Here is a 14,543-nt window from a genome sequence, read left to right as displayed (position 1 = left end):
CCTACCAACCCCGACCAGGGCACAAGATTGCTCTTCAGCCTACTGGGCCAGCTCCGAAGTTTGACGGCCCACCTCGACGACCCGAACAATGGCCACCGTGCAGCGACGAGTGCCAACCCACCAGTACGAACCATGGATGCGCCACGCCATCGACCTGGCCCGCACCCACACCCCGCCCAGCGACGACCCCCCCGTTGGCGCACTGGTCTACGACTGCGACGGGAACCTGCTCGGCCAGGGCCACCACGACCGTCCCGGCACCGGCGACCCCACCGCCTTCGCCGAACTCACAGCCCTGCGTGAGGCCGCGCAGAAACTCGGCGGCTGGCGGCTCGAAGGCTGCACCGTGGTCACGACCCTCGAACCCGGCGTCATGGCCGCCGGAGCCCTCGTGCTGGCCCGCGTCCAACGCCTGGTCATCGGCTCCTGGGACCCCTACCAGGGCGCGGTCTGCTCCCAATGGGACCTCGTCCGGGACCGGCGCCTCAACCATCGACTCGAAGTCGTCTCCGAAGTCCTCACCACCGAAACCGACCCCCTCGTCGCCGACTACCTCGTACACGAGCAATACCAGGCCGAGCAACGCCGCATCGACATGAAACTCGGCCTGTGAATCACACGCGCACCGGACGGTGACCGGAGAGAGTATTGCCATGGAGGGGACAGTCAACACGGTCGCCGGACCGCTGGCACCCACCGCACTCGGCCCGACCACGATGCATGAGCACATCCTGACCGTCGGAGGCGAAACCTGGCGCCACCGATACCTCCACAGGCTGCCGAACACCCCGAGCGATATCTGGGACGAACCGCTCTCCCTGACCACCCGAGGCCGCCTCCAATACAACTTCACCGCACAACGCGCGAATCTCACCCTCGACGACGACGAGATCGCCACAGCCGAGCTACACGAACTAGCACAAGCGGGCGGACGCTCCCTCCTCGAAGCCAGCGGTATCGGCCTGCGCGGCGATCCCCGCCGTATCGCTGCCGCAGCCGCCGCGGCCGGGATCCAGGTGATCATGTCGACCGGGTTCTACTGCTCGGACTTCTGGCCCGCCGCCTACCACGACGCCACCGTCGACCAGCTCACCGCCCTGCTGATACGCGAACTCACCGAGGGCATCGACCACACCGATATCCGCGCCGGCCACATCAAATGTGGAGTAACCAGGCTCGACGACCGCGAGCACCGCATGCTGCTCGCCGCCACACAGGCATCACAGCACACCGGCGCACCGGTAACCGTGCACCCCGGCGCAGGAGACGGCCGATGTATCGCCCACACACTGCTCGATGCCGGGCTCGCCCCCGACCGGATCGTGCTCGCCCACGCCGACGCCTACATAGTGGAAAACAACCTGCACAGACTGATCACCGACCCCGCCGCCTGGACCATCTCCCTCGACTACCACCACGAACTACTCGACCTCGGCGTCACACTGTCCTTCGACTGCTTCGGACAAAACTGGGCCGAACCAGACCTCGGCCTGGTCATCGAAAACGACTGGCAACGCATGGCCGCCCTCACCACACTGATACGCGAAGGACACGTACCCCAGCTCGTCCTGGGCACCGATGTATTCCTGCCGATGCTCACCCGCCGCGGCGGAGGTCACGGATACCGCCACCTATTCGCCCGAGTACTTCCATGGCTACGAATGGCTGGTGTGACCGAGCCCGAAATCGAGCAGATGACGACGGCGAACCCGCAACGGCTGCTCACGCTCGCGTCACGCTGACGATCACATTGCCAGCAGCAAAGCGAGTGGATTTTGTTACACTGCAACATGTTTCGGCAGGGTAGGAAATCTACTGCGCGCACAGCGACACCTGTGCCGCGTCATCGAGATCGGCAGGTGGTGTTGTTATATGGCGATTGCTGTCTCAAGCTGGGCTTGGCAACTCGCTGAATCCCAGCTCGCGCAGTCTCTTCCGCGGCGTTGGGCCCATTCTCAGGGGGTCGCGCGTGCTGTGGAGACGCTGGAACCGTCGGCGGCCGGTGATGCCGATCTCCTGGTTGCCTCCGCGCTGCTACATGATATTGGCTACGCGCCTGCGATCGTCATGACCGGCTTTCATCCGCTCGACGGTGCCCGTTTCCTCCGCGACGAGCACCAAGCCGATGATCGGTTGGTGCGTCTTGTCGCCAACCATACCTTCGCGGTACTCGAGGCCGAGGAACGCGGGCTGCGCGCGGAGCTGGAGGCCGAGTTCCCGATCCTGGAAGACCAGTTCCTCGTCGACGCGCTGATGTACGCGGACATGACCACAACGCCGGACGGTGAGCCGACCACACCGGCGGCGCGAATCGCAGAGATAGTCGACCGGTATGGCCCAGACACGGTGGTGGGCAGGTTCATTCAGCGGGCCGAGCCCGAAATCCTCGCCGCTACGGCACGCATCGACCGCCTACTTGCTGCTCACCCGAGGTAGGGGTAGTTGCCGGACAGGAAGTCTCCGATCTGCTGGCGCATGCTGGGGTGAATGTCGTAGGCGTCCAGATCGTTTGGCGTCACGAAGGCGACGCCGTCGGCTTCGTCGTTGATCGTCGGTTCGCCTGAGACTGGCCGGCCGATGTAGCAGTTCTCGTATTGTTGGCGGACTTCGCCGTCGGTGTATGCGACGATGTGGTGCGGATTGCTGTAGACGCCAAGGAATCCGGTGATTTGTGCGATGATGCCGGTTTCCTCGGTGCACTCGCGGATGGCGCACTCGGCGGCGGTTTCACCGAAGTCCATGGCGCCGCCAGGGAGTGCCCATTGGCCGGTGTCGCGGCGTCGTTGCAGCAGGATCGCGCCGTGCTCGTCGGTGACCAGCAGATTGCAGGCCACGACCAGCGAGTTCGGTTTGGGTGCAGCCGGGTCGTAGTAGTACTCGGTCCTGCCCATGATTTGCGGCCTTTCACTCAAGGGGTCCAGGGCCGCACGTCGGCCCAGACGGTGTCGAAGCTTTTCGGTGTCGTTGTCGATTCAGCCAGTGTCAGCAGACTCGGCACGCATCGACTCGCCCTCCTCTCATGGCCCTGCGCACTGCGGTCGCCGATGTCGCAGCACACGGTGCCCAGTGGATCCGGCGACGACAGCCGCCACCTGGTCCCGGCCGAAGGTTCGCTGTGACACAGGGATGAGGTCAGGTGGCGAGCACGACGTCGACAACCGAGTGGGCGATTTCGCGTAAACCGCTGGCCAGGACGGAGGTTTCGTAGGCGCTCCAATCCGCCAGTTTGCCTGCATCGCGGTCGGCGCCGCGACTGGTCATCCGGGTGTGTATCTGAGCGGGGGATGTATCCAGCCACACCGTGGTCATCGGGACCGTGTCCTGGATTCCGGCCACCGCGGACAGGTGTTCCCGCAAGCAGATTCCGGCCGCGGCGGCGTGGCGGATACTGCCCAGAAACGGGGCATCGAGCACCACCGGGACTTTCGCCCCGACCGTCAATCCGGTACGAACGAACCCCGCGTACACGTGCGGGGCGACCACATCGTGATAGATGTCGCTGTCGCGGTCGAATCGATTCCCGGTCAGCCGGTGCATCACCGCCTGCTCCAAATCGGGCACAAACCCATCTTTGTCCAAGATGATCGCATCGGCCAACGACGCCAGCACCCGCGCGGCGGTGCTCTTACCCGATGCCGGGAATCCACACAACGCCACCACCCCACGCCTGCCCAGCCGCTGCGCGCACTGCTGTAGCGCCGAGGTCGCTGCCGGGGACAGCACGGGGGCGTCGGGCCCTCGATCGTGATCAGGCACGGCTGCTCACGTCCCCTTCCGCGGTATCGAGCCGCAGGAACTGCCCGCTGCCGCGCATCGGCCAGCGAGCATAGAATCCGGCCACCGCATCATCGGCGACGAGTCCGACATGCGCGATACGCTGTCCCTTGGCCCAGGTGACCACCGAATCCATCATCAATCCCCCGATCCCGTCCCGCTGATAGTCCGCGGCGACAACAACATCCACCACCATCGCATACACGCCATCACCGATCACCCGGGCCATCCCCACTGCGGACTCCTCGACCTCGGCCACCACGCTGAACAACGAGGCAGCTACCGCGCTCGCGCATTCCGCAGCTGCTGGAACGCTCCACCCGACCGCGGCCCGTAGCTGCCGGTACTCGACCACCGTCGGTGCCCGTTCGACGAGCCGCACCCGTTCCCCCACTGCAGCACACGGGCCAGAATTCCAGCACGGCACTGTCGATTTCGGAGTCTCGGGATGATTCTGCGGGCGCCGCAACCATTTTCGGTCGAGCACCGCCTGGACGTCGGTGCCGCGGTGATGCGCCAGCAGCACCGCATGGCCGATCAGATCGGCGATCTCGTCGTCGACCGCGTCCTCGAGCTCGGCCGGTGATTTTCCTCGCGGCCGACCTTGCCCGGACGCGGCCAGGAAGCACTGCACCAACTCGCCGGCCTCCTCGGCGATCTTGAGCATCAACCATTCCTTGGTCCGCCGAAACCCGTGCTGGTGCGCGTATCGCTGCGACACCGCATCCAATTCCGCACCCAACCCAGCCCAATCCATCCGCCGCCCCTTCCGAATCCGGTTCCGCACGTTGACATTTCCCGCTACCGCCTCTCCGCCGGGCTCCGTCGGCCCATACGCTCGAGGAGCCTTGGACAACCCTGCGGAGAGATGATCGGACCCGAGCCATGACCCCGCCACAGCCCGGATCGGCCGTACCGGTGATCGCCGATGACGAGATCGCCGCAGTCCAGAACGAGTGGGGCGTGCGCATCGTGGGCCTCGTGCACGACACCACCAAGTCCCTGCTGGCCGTCGGCGACCTCGCCGGGCACCGGGTCGCTGTCAAAGTACTCCGGGACACCGACACGTTCTGGGTTCGGGCATGCCAGCGCGAGGCCGCAGTCGACGAGGTCTTCGCACTCCTCGAATCGGCTGTGCCGGTACGGGTTCCCCGACTACTGCGCACCGACCGTCGGCGGGTGATGGTGCTGGAATGGGCACCGGGGCACCGGCTCGACGACCACCGTTACCCGCCCGCGCCCTCGCCCCAGCCGAGATCGACACCATGCTGGCTACGGCCGCGGCGATCACCCAGTGGCAGCCACCGGCAGCACCCGGTATCGGCACCATGTTCGACTACCCCGACCAATTCGCCCGATACCGGCATCGCGGGATTCTTACCGACAACGACTACACCACACTGCACACGCTGCTGCCAGCCGCGGGAGCACCCAACCAGTTCAACCACGGCGACCTGCTGGCCAGCAACATTTTGCTCACCCATACCACCGCAACGGTCATCGACTGGGAATTCGCCGGCCTGTAACTCAAAGGCCTCGACCTGGCGCTGATATATACCCAACTCGGCGCGGCGACCCCCTCGCTCAGGCAACACATCGACACGCTGGTGGCCGCGCACGGCATCGAGGTCCCCTTCCTCATCAACCTCGCCGCCATCGTGACCCGCGAGCTACACATGCACCGACGACCGGCCCCCCACGAACACATCTTGGCGGCGCTGAACTCGTTGTGGGATCACACACGAGATCGCCTGCACACCAAAGCCTCTGAATTATGACGAACCTAACGGACTGAGAGAATTCGTTCCGGACCCCTCTTCAACTGGCAGGCCGATCGGCTCAGGAAGGAACGCGCAGCAGCACCTGGAAGGTCAGGAGACCACCCCCCGCTGACCCGCGGATCCAATGCGTAACTGGTGCGGCCGATGTCGTCGACGGGCAGCCGCGGCCCGGGCGGGTACCGCGTTGAACCGGCCAAGCCTCAAATGCCCCGGCGCAGACCAACCACGGGGTCACCACAGCGTCCTCTGGGTGGCCGGGTCGGGCTTTGGGTAACCCCGGTCGAGAGACAATCAGCTCCCGTCGTAGGCAACCTGCACTCGTACGGTGCCCTTGGCCGTGTGCAGGAAGGCGTCGCCCTGTCCGGCCAGAGCTTCGGCTCCGGTCTCGTCCAGAATGATGCGGCTGTCGGTCGCAGTCTTGACCCGTAGGGCGAGTTGGGCGGGGAAGTTGGAGCGGATGGTCGTCGAGATAACGTCCGCGCTTGGCCGCTGCGTGGCTGCGATGACGTGGATGCCCGCAGCGCGAGCCTTCTGCGTCAGGCGTTTGAGCAGCGCTTCGATTTGCTTCTTCTCGTCGGGATCGCTTGTGAGGTCGGCGTACTCGTCCAGGACGATAACGATCCAGGGCTTTCGCTGTGCTTTGTCGACCTGGGCGTTGTACTCGACGAGTTTGCGTGTGCGGATCGCCTTCATGTCCTTGTAGCGCACGGCCATCTCTTCGACGGTTTCTTCGAGGATCTCGATGGCGTCGGCGGCATCCATGCCGAGCATGCCATCGAGGTGTGGGTCGTCCTCGAAGTCGACAAGCTCGGTGCCCTTGGGATCGACGAGGCGAAGTCGCAGGGTGCTTTTGTCGTACCGGACCAAGCCCTTGAGGATCGTGTCGAGGGCGACGGACTTTCCTGATCCGGTAGTGCCGGCCACCAGCAAGTGTGGAGAGTCCGCGGAGGACAGGTCGATGGTGACGGGGTTGCCCTCGATGTCGGCGCCCAGCGGAGCGATGAGGCTTTCGGGATCGGTCGGGCACCGCTGCCACAGCGCCTTGGCGTCGACCCCGTACTTCTCGTCGTCGATCTTGGGGATCTCGAAGAGCACGGAGCCGCGGTCGCTGCGGGTGCGAATGCTGAATCCAGACGGCAGTGCAAGGGCAAGGAAGATCTCGTCACGTCGGTTGGTCAGTTTGTCCACGGTGACCCCAGGATTGGGGATGAACCGGAAGATGTAGAAGCCAGGTCCTTCCTGCCACTTGCCGACTTCCGGGGCGCTGACGGCGACCTTGTGGTGGTCGAAGACGTCGAGGACCGCGTTGTATCGAAGCCGCAGTTCCTCCTCAGGGAGCCCACCGCGGTTCGCCTTCGGAGGGACAGGATCTACCTCTGCGGCAGGGTGACGCGCAACTACCGCTCTCGGCGTGCTTGTTGAAGCAGTCGCTCCGAAAACCTCGACAGGTGCCGTCGGTACTCCTGCAGGCGGCAGTTCGGCGGAACTGCCCCCTGGGGAGGTCACGACGGCAGTGTCGGAAACCTTCGCTGTCCTACTGGGACCCCCAGAGATAACAAGGGGGTCGGCATGGGTGGGGTCATGGTTGGCGCGCAGAGCGCCGATGAGGTTCAGCAACTCGTGCTTGTTCAGCCTCACCAGAGTGTGCTCGCCGAGGCTTCCGACAGCAGGGGCTGGCTGATCGTCCTCGGCTGAGATGGCCACGGCAACGCCGGCGACTTGACCGAGCCGGACACGCGCGGAGCGCAGGGCATCAAGGACCATCGCCTCGACCTGACGGTGGTCGTCGTTGCCGATCAGGGTGCGGGCTGGAAGGTCTGCGGCCGGTAGGGCGTTTGCACTGGTCTGAGTGATCGCGGCGGCAAGCTCATCCAGCCAGAAGGGACGGTCATGGCGAGCCTCACCGTCCGAGCGGAAGGCATCCGCACACAGGTCGATGGTGCGATTGAGCTGTTCCTCGGCCGAGCCGACGTCGAAGGTCTGGCGGAACTTGGACTCGGCGACCAGGACATCCAGTTGGACCGTGCCGTCGTCTTGGACGGTCAGCACGAACCGGCCCAGATCGGCACGGGTTTTGCGTCCGCGGCCGAACCAGCGGTGGTGCTCGTCGAAGCTGATCCAGGTGACCAGGCTCATGCCCTGCTGAGGAACGGGGAACTGCTGGTCGATGACAAATCGGGTGGCGACCAAGCCGACAACTTCGTTGACGGTGGTGCCGATACCGAGGGAGCGCAGCACGGCACCAGGGGCCACATTGCGGCCGACCTCGTAGATCCGCTTGGCGGTGCCTTCGGAGTCTCGCGGGGCGACGACCCCGATCTGCTCCAGCCGGCGCCGCAGCCGCTGGACGACGAACTGCTGACCGGTCTGCGAGCTGACAATGAGCGTGTAGGCCTCGTTCTTGCCGACATTGGGTTTGACGAGGATGACGTCAGGGCGGTTACGCAGGGCATCGATCTGCTCACGGCCGATGAAGCCGTCGAGGGTGACGACCCAGTGGGCCACACAGTGCAGGGTGGCGAACAAGTCCTGGTGCTGGTCGAATTGCACCTGCATCTCGAAGTAGTCGATGCCGTCGACACTCTCCCGGGAGACCGGGGAACGGCGGTCGTAGCGCACGCACAAGGTCGACCAGGACTCGAGAGTCTCGTCAGCGGTTTCGGGCAACAGCGCTCTAACGACGTTCTCGCTGGTCTGAGCCAAATTGTGTGAGGCCGGATGCTTCCATGAGTTGAAGGAGCCGGACAGGGACTCCTTCTTGGTGCTCTCCTTGATACTGGTCTGGGTGCCGAACAGCACCGGAGCCAGAGCGAGGTCGATGGTGTTTTCGAGTCCGGACAGGTCTGCTTCCTGGTCGGGCTCCCATGCCCGCAGGATGAGTTGGACGTCGGGTAGGAAGCTGTCCTCGGACATCTCCGTGCCGGAGAACTGCAGGTCGAAACCCTGAATGATCTCGTGATGGGTGACTTGAGGAGCCAGCACGACCAGATCAACCTTCAGGCGAGGGTTCTTCGCCCGCATCTGCTTTGCCACGCGCATCGGCAGGACAGGATCGCCGTTGCGGTCCAGAAGCAGTACCCGTAGGCCGTCGAGCTTGTGGGGGTAGGTCGTCAGGTAGTCGGTGATGACGCGGACCATCTCGTCGATCGCGGTCTCGTCCACGCTGGCGAGCCAGTCCTTGGACTCGTTACCGCCGTATCGGACCGGTGCATACTCCTCATGCCCGGCCGATTCCCGCATCGGAATGGCGATCGTGCCGCCGGGCCCGACGAGGACTGCTGGTGTCCCATGTGGGGAAATACGGTCGATGGCGTCGAAGAAAAGGTCCTCGTTCTCCTGGTTGAGGCTAAGACCCCCCTCCTTGTTCAGGGCGGTCTTGATGCTGCCGGTGGTCTCCGCGTAGTTCTCTGCCAGCCAGCGCAGCTTCAGTGGGTGGGTGCCTAGCATCATCATGCGGCGATCGGCCAGTCCGACGACATCGCTCAGGACGACTGCCTCGAGGTCTGCGTTCGGAGCGTTGTCCGGAATCAAGGCGGTGCGCGCTGCGCGGAGTACGCTTTCCCATTCGCGTACATAATCTTTGATGTTCCCGGCGTCAAGTCCGTCGGAGAACCGCTCGAAGTGCTCCAGCTTGAGGCGCTCCAGCTGACCAGCGAAATGTGTGGTGGGGACAGGCACACGTTCGTCGACCTGCCACAGCCGGGGGTCATTGAACTTCCCGAGGAAGGCGTCGAAGGTCAGATTGCTGGCATGGCCGGGTGGGTTTCGCCAGCCATGGATTAAGGCCGCCAGCGCGATCTGCCCGGGGATGCCTACGGGGTCCCAGCGAAAGCGTCGCTGGGCGGCGCCGTCCATCTCGACCAGGATTCGCAGCGGGGCCCACTCGGTGTTCGGGTCAAACGGCTCGTCCTCTTCCGGCAGCGGTGGCCTGGTCAGGTCTAGCAGGCAGTCCTTCACCTCCAGGGTCAGTCGAAGTCCGGTGGAGTCCTGGACATCCCGCAGGGTGCGTGCGTACAGGAAGGCAAACAGCCAGCGGCTCCACCGCCCGGCTTCCTGGTTGCCTTCGAGCCCCACGACGACGGAGCCTTCGTCTTCGTCGGCGAAGTAGGTCAGCTCGCGCAGGAGGGCCCGCAGTGGGTCATGGACGAACTGAGCGTCCGGGAAGGCAAGCTTCTCGACTTTGCGGCGCGACCGCTTGGACAAGAGATCTGCCAGCGGCTCGGCCCCACCGGCGGGAGCCTCGTCAAGGAAGCGCTGTGCGGATTCCTGGTCTCCGCGGTCGAGCGCGTCTTCGATCAGCATGGAGTCGAACTCGTCGACCCGCTCTGGGGCGGTCCTCTGGATCTCCTGACGGACCTGCTGGCCCAGGCCGATCTTGTTAGATTTTTGCTCGAAAACCTCAAGCCAGAGTGTCAGGTCCTGCTCGCAGCGCAGCTGACGAGGATCCTGCGGGGTAGAACCACTGTGATTGAGGTCGAGTACGAGGCTGCGCATGCGCATTTTGGCAGTCTCGGCGTCCGTACCGATGTAGTCCAGGGACTCCTCGCTGAATTCGGTCGTGGCGATGCGGTCTATCAAGTCGTCTTCGGTGATCTCCTTGCCGGTGGGCTGTTTGAAGGCACTGACCGAGACGTTCTTTTTAATCCGGGCGGGCAGCGCGGCGGGCTTGATGAGGAGTTCTCGGTCCGGAAAGAGGTCAAGAGCGGGCAGGGCCGCAGAGATCTCGGGGTAGACCACGTCAGGGGTGTGGATCTGAGTTGCTGCGACCTTATGCGCGGTCTCGACAAGGAAGGCTGCCCAGCGGTGCAAGGACCGGGGCTCCTCGTCGGTGACGGCACGCCAGATCTCCGGTAGAAAGTTGGCCATCGGGGCTGGAACGGTGCCGATGCCACCCACCTCCCGCCATGCTTCTGCCACCAACCTGTCGAACCCGCGCTCGCCGACGGCGTCGTGGTAGTCGCCCAGGATGGCGGCATCGTCAAGGGCGTTCATGGCCGCCAGTCCCTGCGCGTCTGGCGACTCACCCCACTCGAAGAGCAACACCGCCCTACCCTGTCCGGAATTTCGCCATTTGGTTAGCTGGTCCTGCGGATCTAAAAGGTATTCAGCAGGTACGCCAGCGATCGGCTCCGAGGTGCCGACCTTGACGACAACCTGACGGTCCGGCGACTCCAACGGACTCTGAGCGATGCTACGGAGAGCCTCGGTCACGGTGTGCTGATCGAACCCGCTCACTCGCAGGACGGCACGGGCTCCGCTGATCTCAGTGACCTTGCGGAGTGCTTCGTCCGCGACGAACCGACCGAGTGCTCGGACACTGCTGGCGGTCACTGGGGCTCCCCTCGAACCATGCTGGTCGCATCTGAATATTGAGTGAGCAGGCCGATGGCGGCCAGCTTTTCCCGGAACGCCTTGCCGTTGTGGTCAAGGACCGACGGGTCGACCTCGTAGGCCAATGGGCTCGCAGCCGCGACCTTGTTCTCCACTACGAGCCCGTACTTCTCGTACAGCAGGGCGCAGAAGTGGTCGAACTCCATCTCCGTGCCGTGTGGGACGGTGGCAGATACCAGTCCCTCGAGCATCGGGGGCTTCATGGTGAAGTGTCGGCGCCCGACCGTCGCGTTCAGGGCTCCCACAGCGGCGAGGGTCTCGCTGAAGAACGCTCGGGGCGAGGCGACCGCGATGCCGACCTCCTTGGTGAACCTCTCGTAGCGGCGCTTCTTGACCTCGTCGCCTTCGGCTTCGATTTCGCCGATCATTTCCCGAGCCTGGGCGTTGATCGCGTTGACGATGTCATTGCGGCAGCTATTGAGGTTCTTCTGCGACTCTCTGCGTAGCGGGGTTGCCTCGTTGCCGAAGTCCAACAGCATCGGCTCGTGATCGTTAGCACCGAGCTTCGTCCGTGCCAGGTGCAGCTGGTGGCGTGCCAAGCAGTAGGGGACCCAGTGCATGAGGCTCTCGGTGCGCTTGGCCCGGGGGACCGTCGCAATCCGAATGACGATGTTGCGGGTCCCTTCCCTCAGTAGATCCGGCCACGGGCTCAAATCCTCGTGCAGCTCGATTCCTGCGTCTGAGCCCTGCACGGGCGCTTCGTCGTAGTCGAAGTCGTGCGCGCTGAGGGCCTTGGCAAGGCTGCCCAGCGGGGTGCCGCTGTCCTGTACGAGGTCGGTCAGGTCCTGTCGGGTCGCTTCCTTGCGGTCAGGATCAGGATCGCTGCGTAGGACCTTGTAGGCCCAGCCCCCACCGTCCCGGAAGAGGTAGCGCTCGATGCTCGGAGCGTTGATGCCAGCAGTGACCTTGCCGGCCTGGGTGCGCTTCTTGGCGCTCGTCTTGTGGGAGGCATCGCTTTGCTTGATTCGTCGTTCGACTGCGTCGTAGTGGATGAGCTCACCGACGAACGGATAGATGTGCGCGCCGAACCAACTGGGTTGGCTACGCCGTCCCGGGATCTCGACCAGCAAGGACGAGAACAGGGCGTGGAGCGTTTCCAACGTCTCGGGAGAATCCAACTCGACGGCCTTGCCGAGTTCCTCGTCGCCCTCGACGATGCGGGTCTTGGTGGCGATCCGCCGGGCCAGGTCGTGCGAGGTCCTCTTGTAAGCCGTGTCGGCTCCGGAGTCCAGGAGTCCCGCGAACTTCTTGGGGTCTTCCTGATGTGCCAGGTAGACACCGCGGGCGATCGCGAGCATCTCGAGCGGTACGTAGAAGCCACGGCCCTGTTGTTCGAGATTCACCCCGAAAAGGCGAAGGACGACCTCGGCCTTGGAACGATCAGCCATCACGCACGCACCGACCTGATCTTGTCGCCGACGTCGATCATGAGCTTTCGCATGACGTTGCCGACCAGTACCTGGATCTCGTCGTCCTTGTTCGACGAGTCAGCCAGCTCTGCCAAGGATCCACTCAGGCCGCGGATCTCTGCCTCGTGCTGGACCTCGCTACGCAGGCCTGCGGCCCACCGTGTTAGCAACTCGAAACGCAGAAGGTCCGCTTCCACTGAGACTGCGCCATGGTCAGAGGTGATGGCCGGGATACGGATGTAGATGGCCCGGTTGAGCCACTCGACGGCGTTCTGCATTTCGGGGGTGGCGCCCGATCGGCCTTCTTGCTGCCACTGGGTGACTTGGTCGACGACCTCGACGCCCTTGCTGGGCACGCGCCGAGAGATCACGGCCGCGCGGGCGCGGTGGGTGAAGAAGGCCGGGTCGAGTATGAAGAAGTCCGGGTTGCTCCCCGCCCGGTGGATGCCCTGGACGGCTTCCAGGCCCTTGAGGAAGCGGTCTCGCACCCTGGTATCTGCCAGGTCCCGGTTCGTGTCCTGGATGCTGACGAAGTCGTCTCCGGCCTGCAGGCCCATGCGGGCAAACCGGTCCTTGTTGTCGTCACTGTCGAAGAAGTCAGCTCGTCGCAGAAACGTATACAGGCCCCGCAACTGTTCGGCCTGCTTTTGAACGTCCCGACTCGTACGGACCTTCTGTAAGTAGCTGCCGGCGTCCACGGGAGGGAAGTCGCCGGCCATGTCCGGGTCCAGCCGGTCGTCGACCTGGCGACGGGAGACCTTGCCAGGGTCCAGCTTTCGTAGCGCAAAGAAAGCGGGAACCAGATGACGCTGTTGCAGTGTCAGCTGGTCACCGAAGAGAGCCTGGTGGTACAAGTGGGGAGCTTGCCACGACCTGTTCGAGTGCAACCGCTGATACTTGGCATGAACGTTCTCGCAGGAAAGGCCGCCCGTAAGCATGTAGCTGGTCACCGAAAGCGCCTGTCGGGTCGTGACTACGGCCCCGGTACGCTCGGCCGCCGCGAACAAGTCCCGGATCGCGGCCCGACGCTGCGGCCCGCGGGTGGGATCGCTTAGTTCGTTGCGGTTGGCCAGGATTGGGCAGACATTCCGTGCATCACATGCCTCGCAGGGTTTCCACCTCGACCATTGCGTCGTCGTCCACTGCTTCAGGACCCAAGGGATGAGCCCGCCGTTGGCGCTGTCGGCCGCTACGGACTGGTAGTTGAGGTTGATGACGGTGACCGTGCCATCGGGGTCGCTGACCTGTCCGCGGACGATGCCTTCCGCGAGAGTTGTCACCAGAATTTTGGCGCGCTCGGTGCCGCCTTTGTCGAGGTTGTCGTCTTCGGCGACGCACTTGCGTAGCTGGCCCTCGTTTGCGCAGATGATCGCGACGCCCCCGTCCGGGGGATCAAGCAGCTCCACGAGCTTGTGAGCGCCCGCCGACACGCTGAGCTCGCTGAGATCTCTGATGATGTACAGCGGGCGTCCGCTACGGGTCCGGCCGACAGGGCGGCTGGCGTTGCCAGCCTCCGACAGCTCGCGGAAAACTGCCTTCCGGACATCTGGTGTGACCGACTCGGCATCGATCTGCAGCTCGGTCAGAACGCTGGCGCACAGGCTCGTCTTGCCGTGCCCAGCGTCCCCGGTCAGGACGATGGTTTTCGTGGTCGGTCGCTCAATGGCTTCCAGCAGGTAGGTGAGCGTCACGACGGGGAACAGTGACTGCGTCCAGTCTGCCTGCAGCTCGTAAATCATCTCCGAGGTGTCGACGTCGAACGGCTGGTAACGACGTATGCGTTGGACGTGCTTGTTGACCTCTAGCGGCATGCTGCTGTCCTTCCTCGACCGAGCCGGGAATGCTGGAAAATTCTACTGCCAGCGCCCCTCACGGAAGATCAAATTCCTTGTTAGAGTGCTGAATTGAGCCTTTCGGAGCAGCCGTTGTGCCATGATCGACGTGGTTCTGGTGGCTCGATGATGTAGCAACACCAGAGCAGCCGCGCCGATCGCGCTGATCCTCGACGGGCACACACTCATTCGCCATATCGCCTTGAAGTGGCTAGCGGGAAGCGCTGTTGCCCTTGTACGTATCCGGTTTCGGCTATGGCGTGGCGTTCTGCACCGTCGACCAGATCATGCGTGAGCTCGGGATGAACGGAATCGTGCGGGGCCGCAAGCAGTGCACCACCATTGCGGCCAAAGAC

10 protein-coding genes are annotated in these 14,543 nt (G+C 64.0%); 4 read left to right on the top strand and 6 right to left on the bottom strand.

Going from position 1 to position 14,543, the window contains the following annotated elements; all coding sequences use genetic code 11:
- The first annotated feature begins 88 nt into the window (after window positions 1-88).
- The 3 genes from KO481_RS16620 to KO481_RS16610 all read left to right on the top strand — a co-directional run bounded on the left by KO481_RS16620 (window position 89) and on the right by KO481_RS16610 (window position 2,436).
- Complete coding sequence (locus tag KO481_RS16620; RefSeq protein ID WP_281066110.1) at window positions 89-613, top strand: nucleoside deaminase; 525 nt, start codon at window positions 89-91, stop codon at window positions 611-613.
- A gap of 40 nt (window positions 614-653) precedes the next feature.
- On the top strand, window positions 654-1,742 hold the full coding sequence (locus KO481_RS16615) for a phosphotriesterase family protein (protein ID WP_215918067.1): 1,089 nt from the start codon (window positions 654-656) through the stop codon (window positions 1,740-1,742).
- A gap of 130 nt (window positions 1,743-1,872) precedes the next feature.
- Window positions 1,873-2,436, top strand: coding sequence for an HD domain-containing protein (locus tag KO481_RS16610; protein WP_245401046.1), 564 nt, complete (start codon window positions 1,873-1,875; stop codon window positions 2,434-2,436).
- Here the strand turns inward: KO481_RS16610 and KO481_RS16605 are convergent.
- The 3 genes from KO481_RS16605 to KO481_RS16595 form a co-directional block, all read right to left on the bottom strand.
- Window positions 2,424-2,891, bottom strand: coding sequence for an NUDIX hydrolase (locus KO481_RS16605; RefSeq protein WP_215918066.1), 468 nt, complete (start codon window positions 2,889-2,891; stop codon window positions 2,424-2,426). The genes KO481_RS16610 and KO481_RS16605 overlap by 13 nt on opposite strands.
- Before the next feature lie 241 nt (window positions 2,892-3,132).
- Entirely contained in the window at window positions 3,133-3,756 is a 624-nt protein-coding gene (locus KO481_RS16600) for a P-loop nucleotide/nucleoside kinase family protein (RefSeq protein ID WP_215918065.1), read from the bottom strand.
- Window positions 3,749-4,531, bottom strand: a complete 783-nt coding sequence (locus KO481_RS16595; protein WP_215918064.1) for a GNAT family N-acetyltransferase — start codon at window positions 4,529-4,531, stop codon at window positions 3,749-3,751. The genes KO481_RS16600 and KO481_RS16595 overlap by 8 nt, the downstream gene beginning before the upstream one ends.
- A 436-nt stretch (window positions 4,532-4,967) precedes the next feature.
- Between KO481_RS16595 and KO481_RS16590 the strand changes: the two genes are divergently transcribed.
- Window positions 4,968-5,300: a phosphotransferase gene (locus KO481_RS16590; protein ID WP_215918063.1), complete on the top strand. Its 333-nt coding sequence runs from the start codon at window positions 4,968-4,970 to the stop codon at window positions 5,298-5,300.
- Between the two features lie 546 nt (window positions 5,301-5,846).
- On the opposite strand, the gene KO481_RS44360 is transcribed toward KO481_RS16590, so the two are convergent.
- Genes KO481_RS44360 through KO481_RS16575 form a run of 3 tightly spaced genes read right to left on the bottom strand, consistent with a single transcriptional unit; the run spans window position 5,847 to window position 14,166 of the window.
- Window positions 5,847-10,886, bottom strand: a complete 5,040-nt coding sequence (locus KO481_RS44360) for an FtsK/SpoIIIE domain-containing protein (RefSeq protein ID WP_215918062.1) — start codon at window positions 10,884-10,886, stop codon at window positions 5,847-5,849.
- Window positions 10,883-12,334: a hypothetical protein gene (locus tag KO481_RS16580; RefSeq protein ID WP_215918061.1), complete on the bottom strand. Its 1,452-nt coding sequence runs from the start codon at window positions 12,332-12,334 to the stop codon at window positions 10,883-10,885. Before KO481_RS16580 ends, KO481_RS44360 begins: the two co-directional genes overlap by 4 nt.
- Window positions 12,334-14,166 carry a hypothetical protein gene (locus KO481_RS16575; protein WP_215918060.1) on the bottom strand — a complete coding sequence of 611 codons (1,833 nt, stop codon included), beginning with the start codon at window positions 14,164-14,166 and terminating at the stop codon, window positions 12,334-12,336. The genes KO481_RS16580 and KO481_RS16575 overlap by 1 nt, the downstream gene beginning before the upstream one ends.
- Window positions 14,167-14,543: the final 377 nt, after the last annotated feature.

It is taken from the genome of Nocardia albiluteola (assembly GCF_018860155.1).
Classification (GTDB): domain Bacteria; phylum Actinomycetota; class Actinomycetes; order Mycobacteriales; family Mycobacteriaceae; genus Nocardia; species Nocardia albiluteola.
Note: the sequence above shows the minus strand (reverse complement) of the source record. Positions and strands in the feature narration are given on the sequence as shown.

Bases quoted from the DNA above. Each gene is read 5' to 3' on its own strand.
- KO481_RS16580 (WP_215918061.1), bottom strand. From the start codon at position 12,334: ATGGCTGATCGTTCCAAGGCCGAGGTCGTCCTTCGCCTTTTCGGGGTG.
- KO481_RS16605 (WP_215918066.1), bottom strand. From the start codon at position 2,891: ATGGGCAGGACCGAGTACTACTACGACCCGGCTGCACCCAAACCGAAC.
- KO481_RS16615 (WP_215918067.1), top strand. From the start codon at position 654: ATGGAGGGGACAGTCAACACGGTCGCCGGACCGCTGGCACCCACCGCA.
- KO481_RS16610 (WP_245401046.1), top strand. From the start codon at position 1,873: ATGGCGATTGCTGTCTCAAGCTGGGCTTGGCAACTCGCTGAATCCCAG.
- KO481_RS16590 (WP_215918063.1), top strand. From the start codon at position 4,968: ATGGGCACCGGGGCACCGGCTCGACGACCACCGTTACCCGCCCGCGCC.
- KO481_RS16575 (WP_215918060.1), bottom strand. From the start codon at position 14,166: ATGCCGCTAGAGGTCAACAAGCACGTCCAACGCATACGTCGTTACCAG.
- KO481_RS16620 (WP_281066110.1), top strand. From the start codon at position 89: ATGGCCACCGTGCAGCGACGAGTGCCAACCCACCAGTACGAACCATGG.
- KO481_RS16595 (WP_215918064.1), bottom strand. From the start codon at position 4,531: ATGGATTGGGCTGGGTTGGGTGCGGAATTGGATGCGGTGTCGCAGCGA.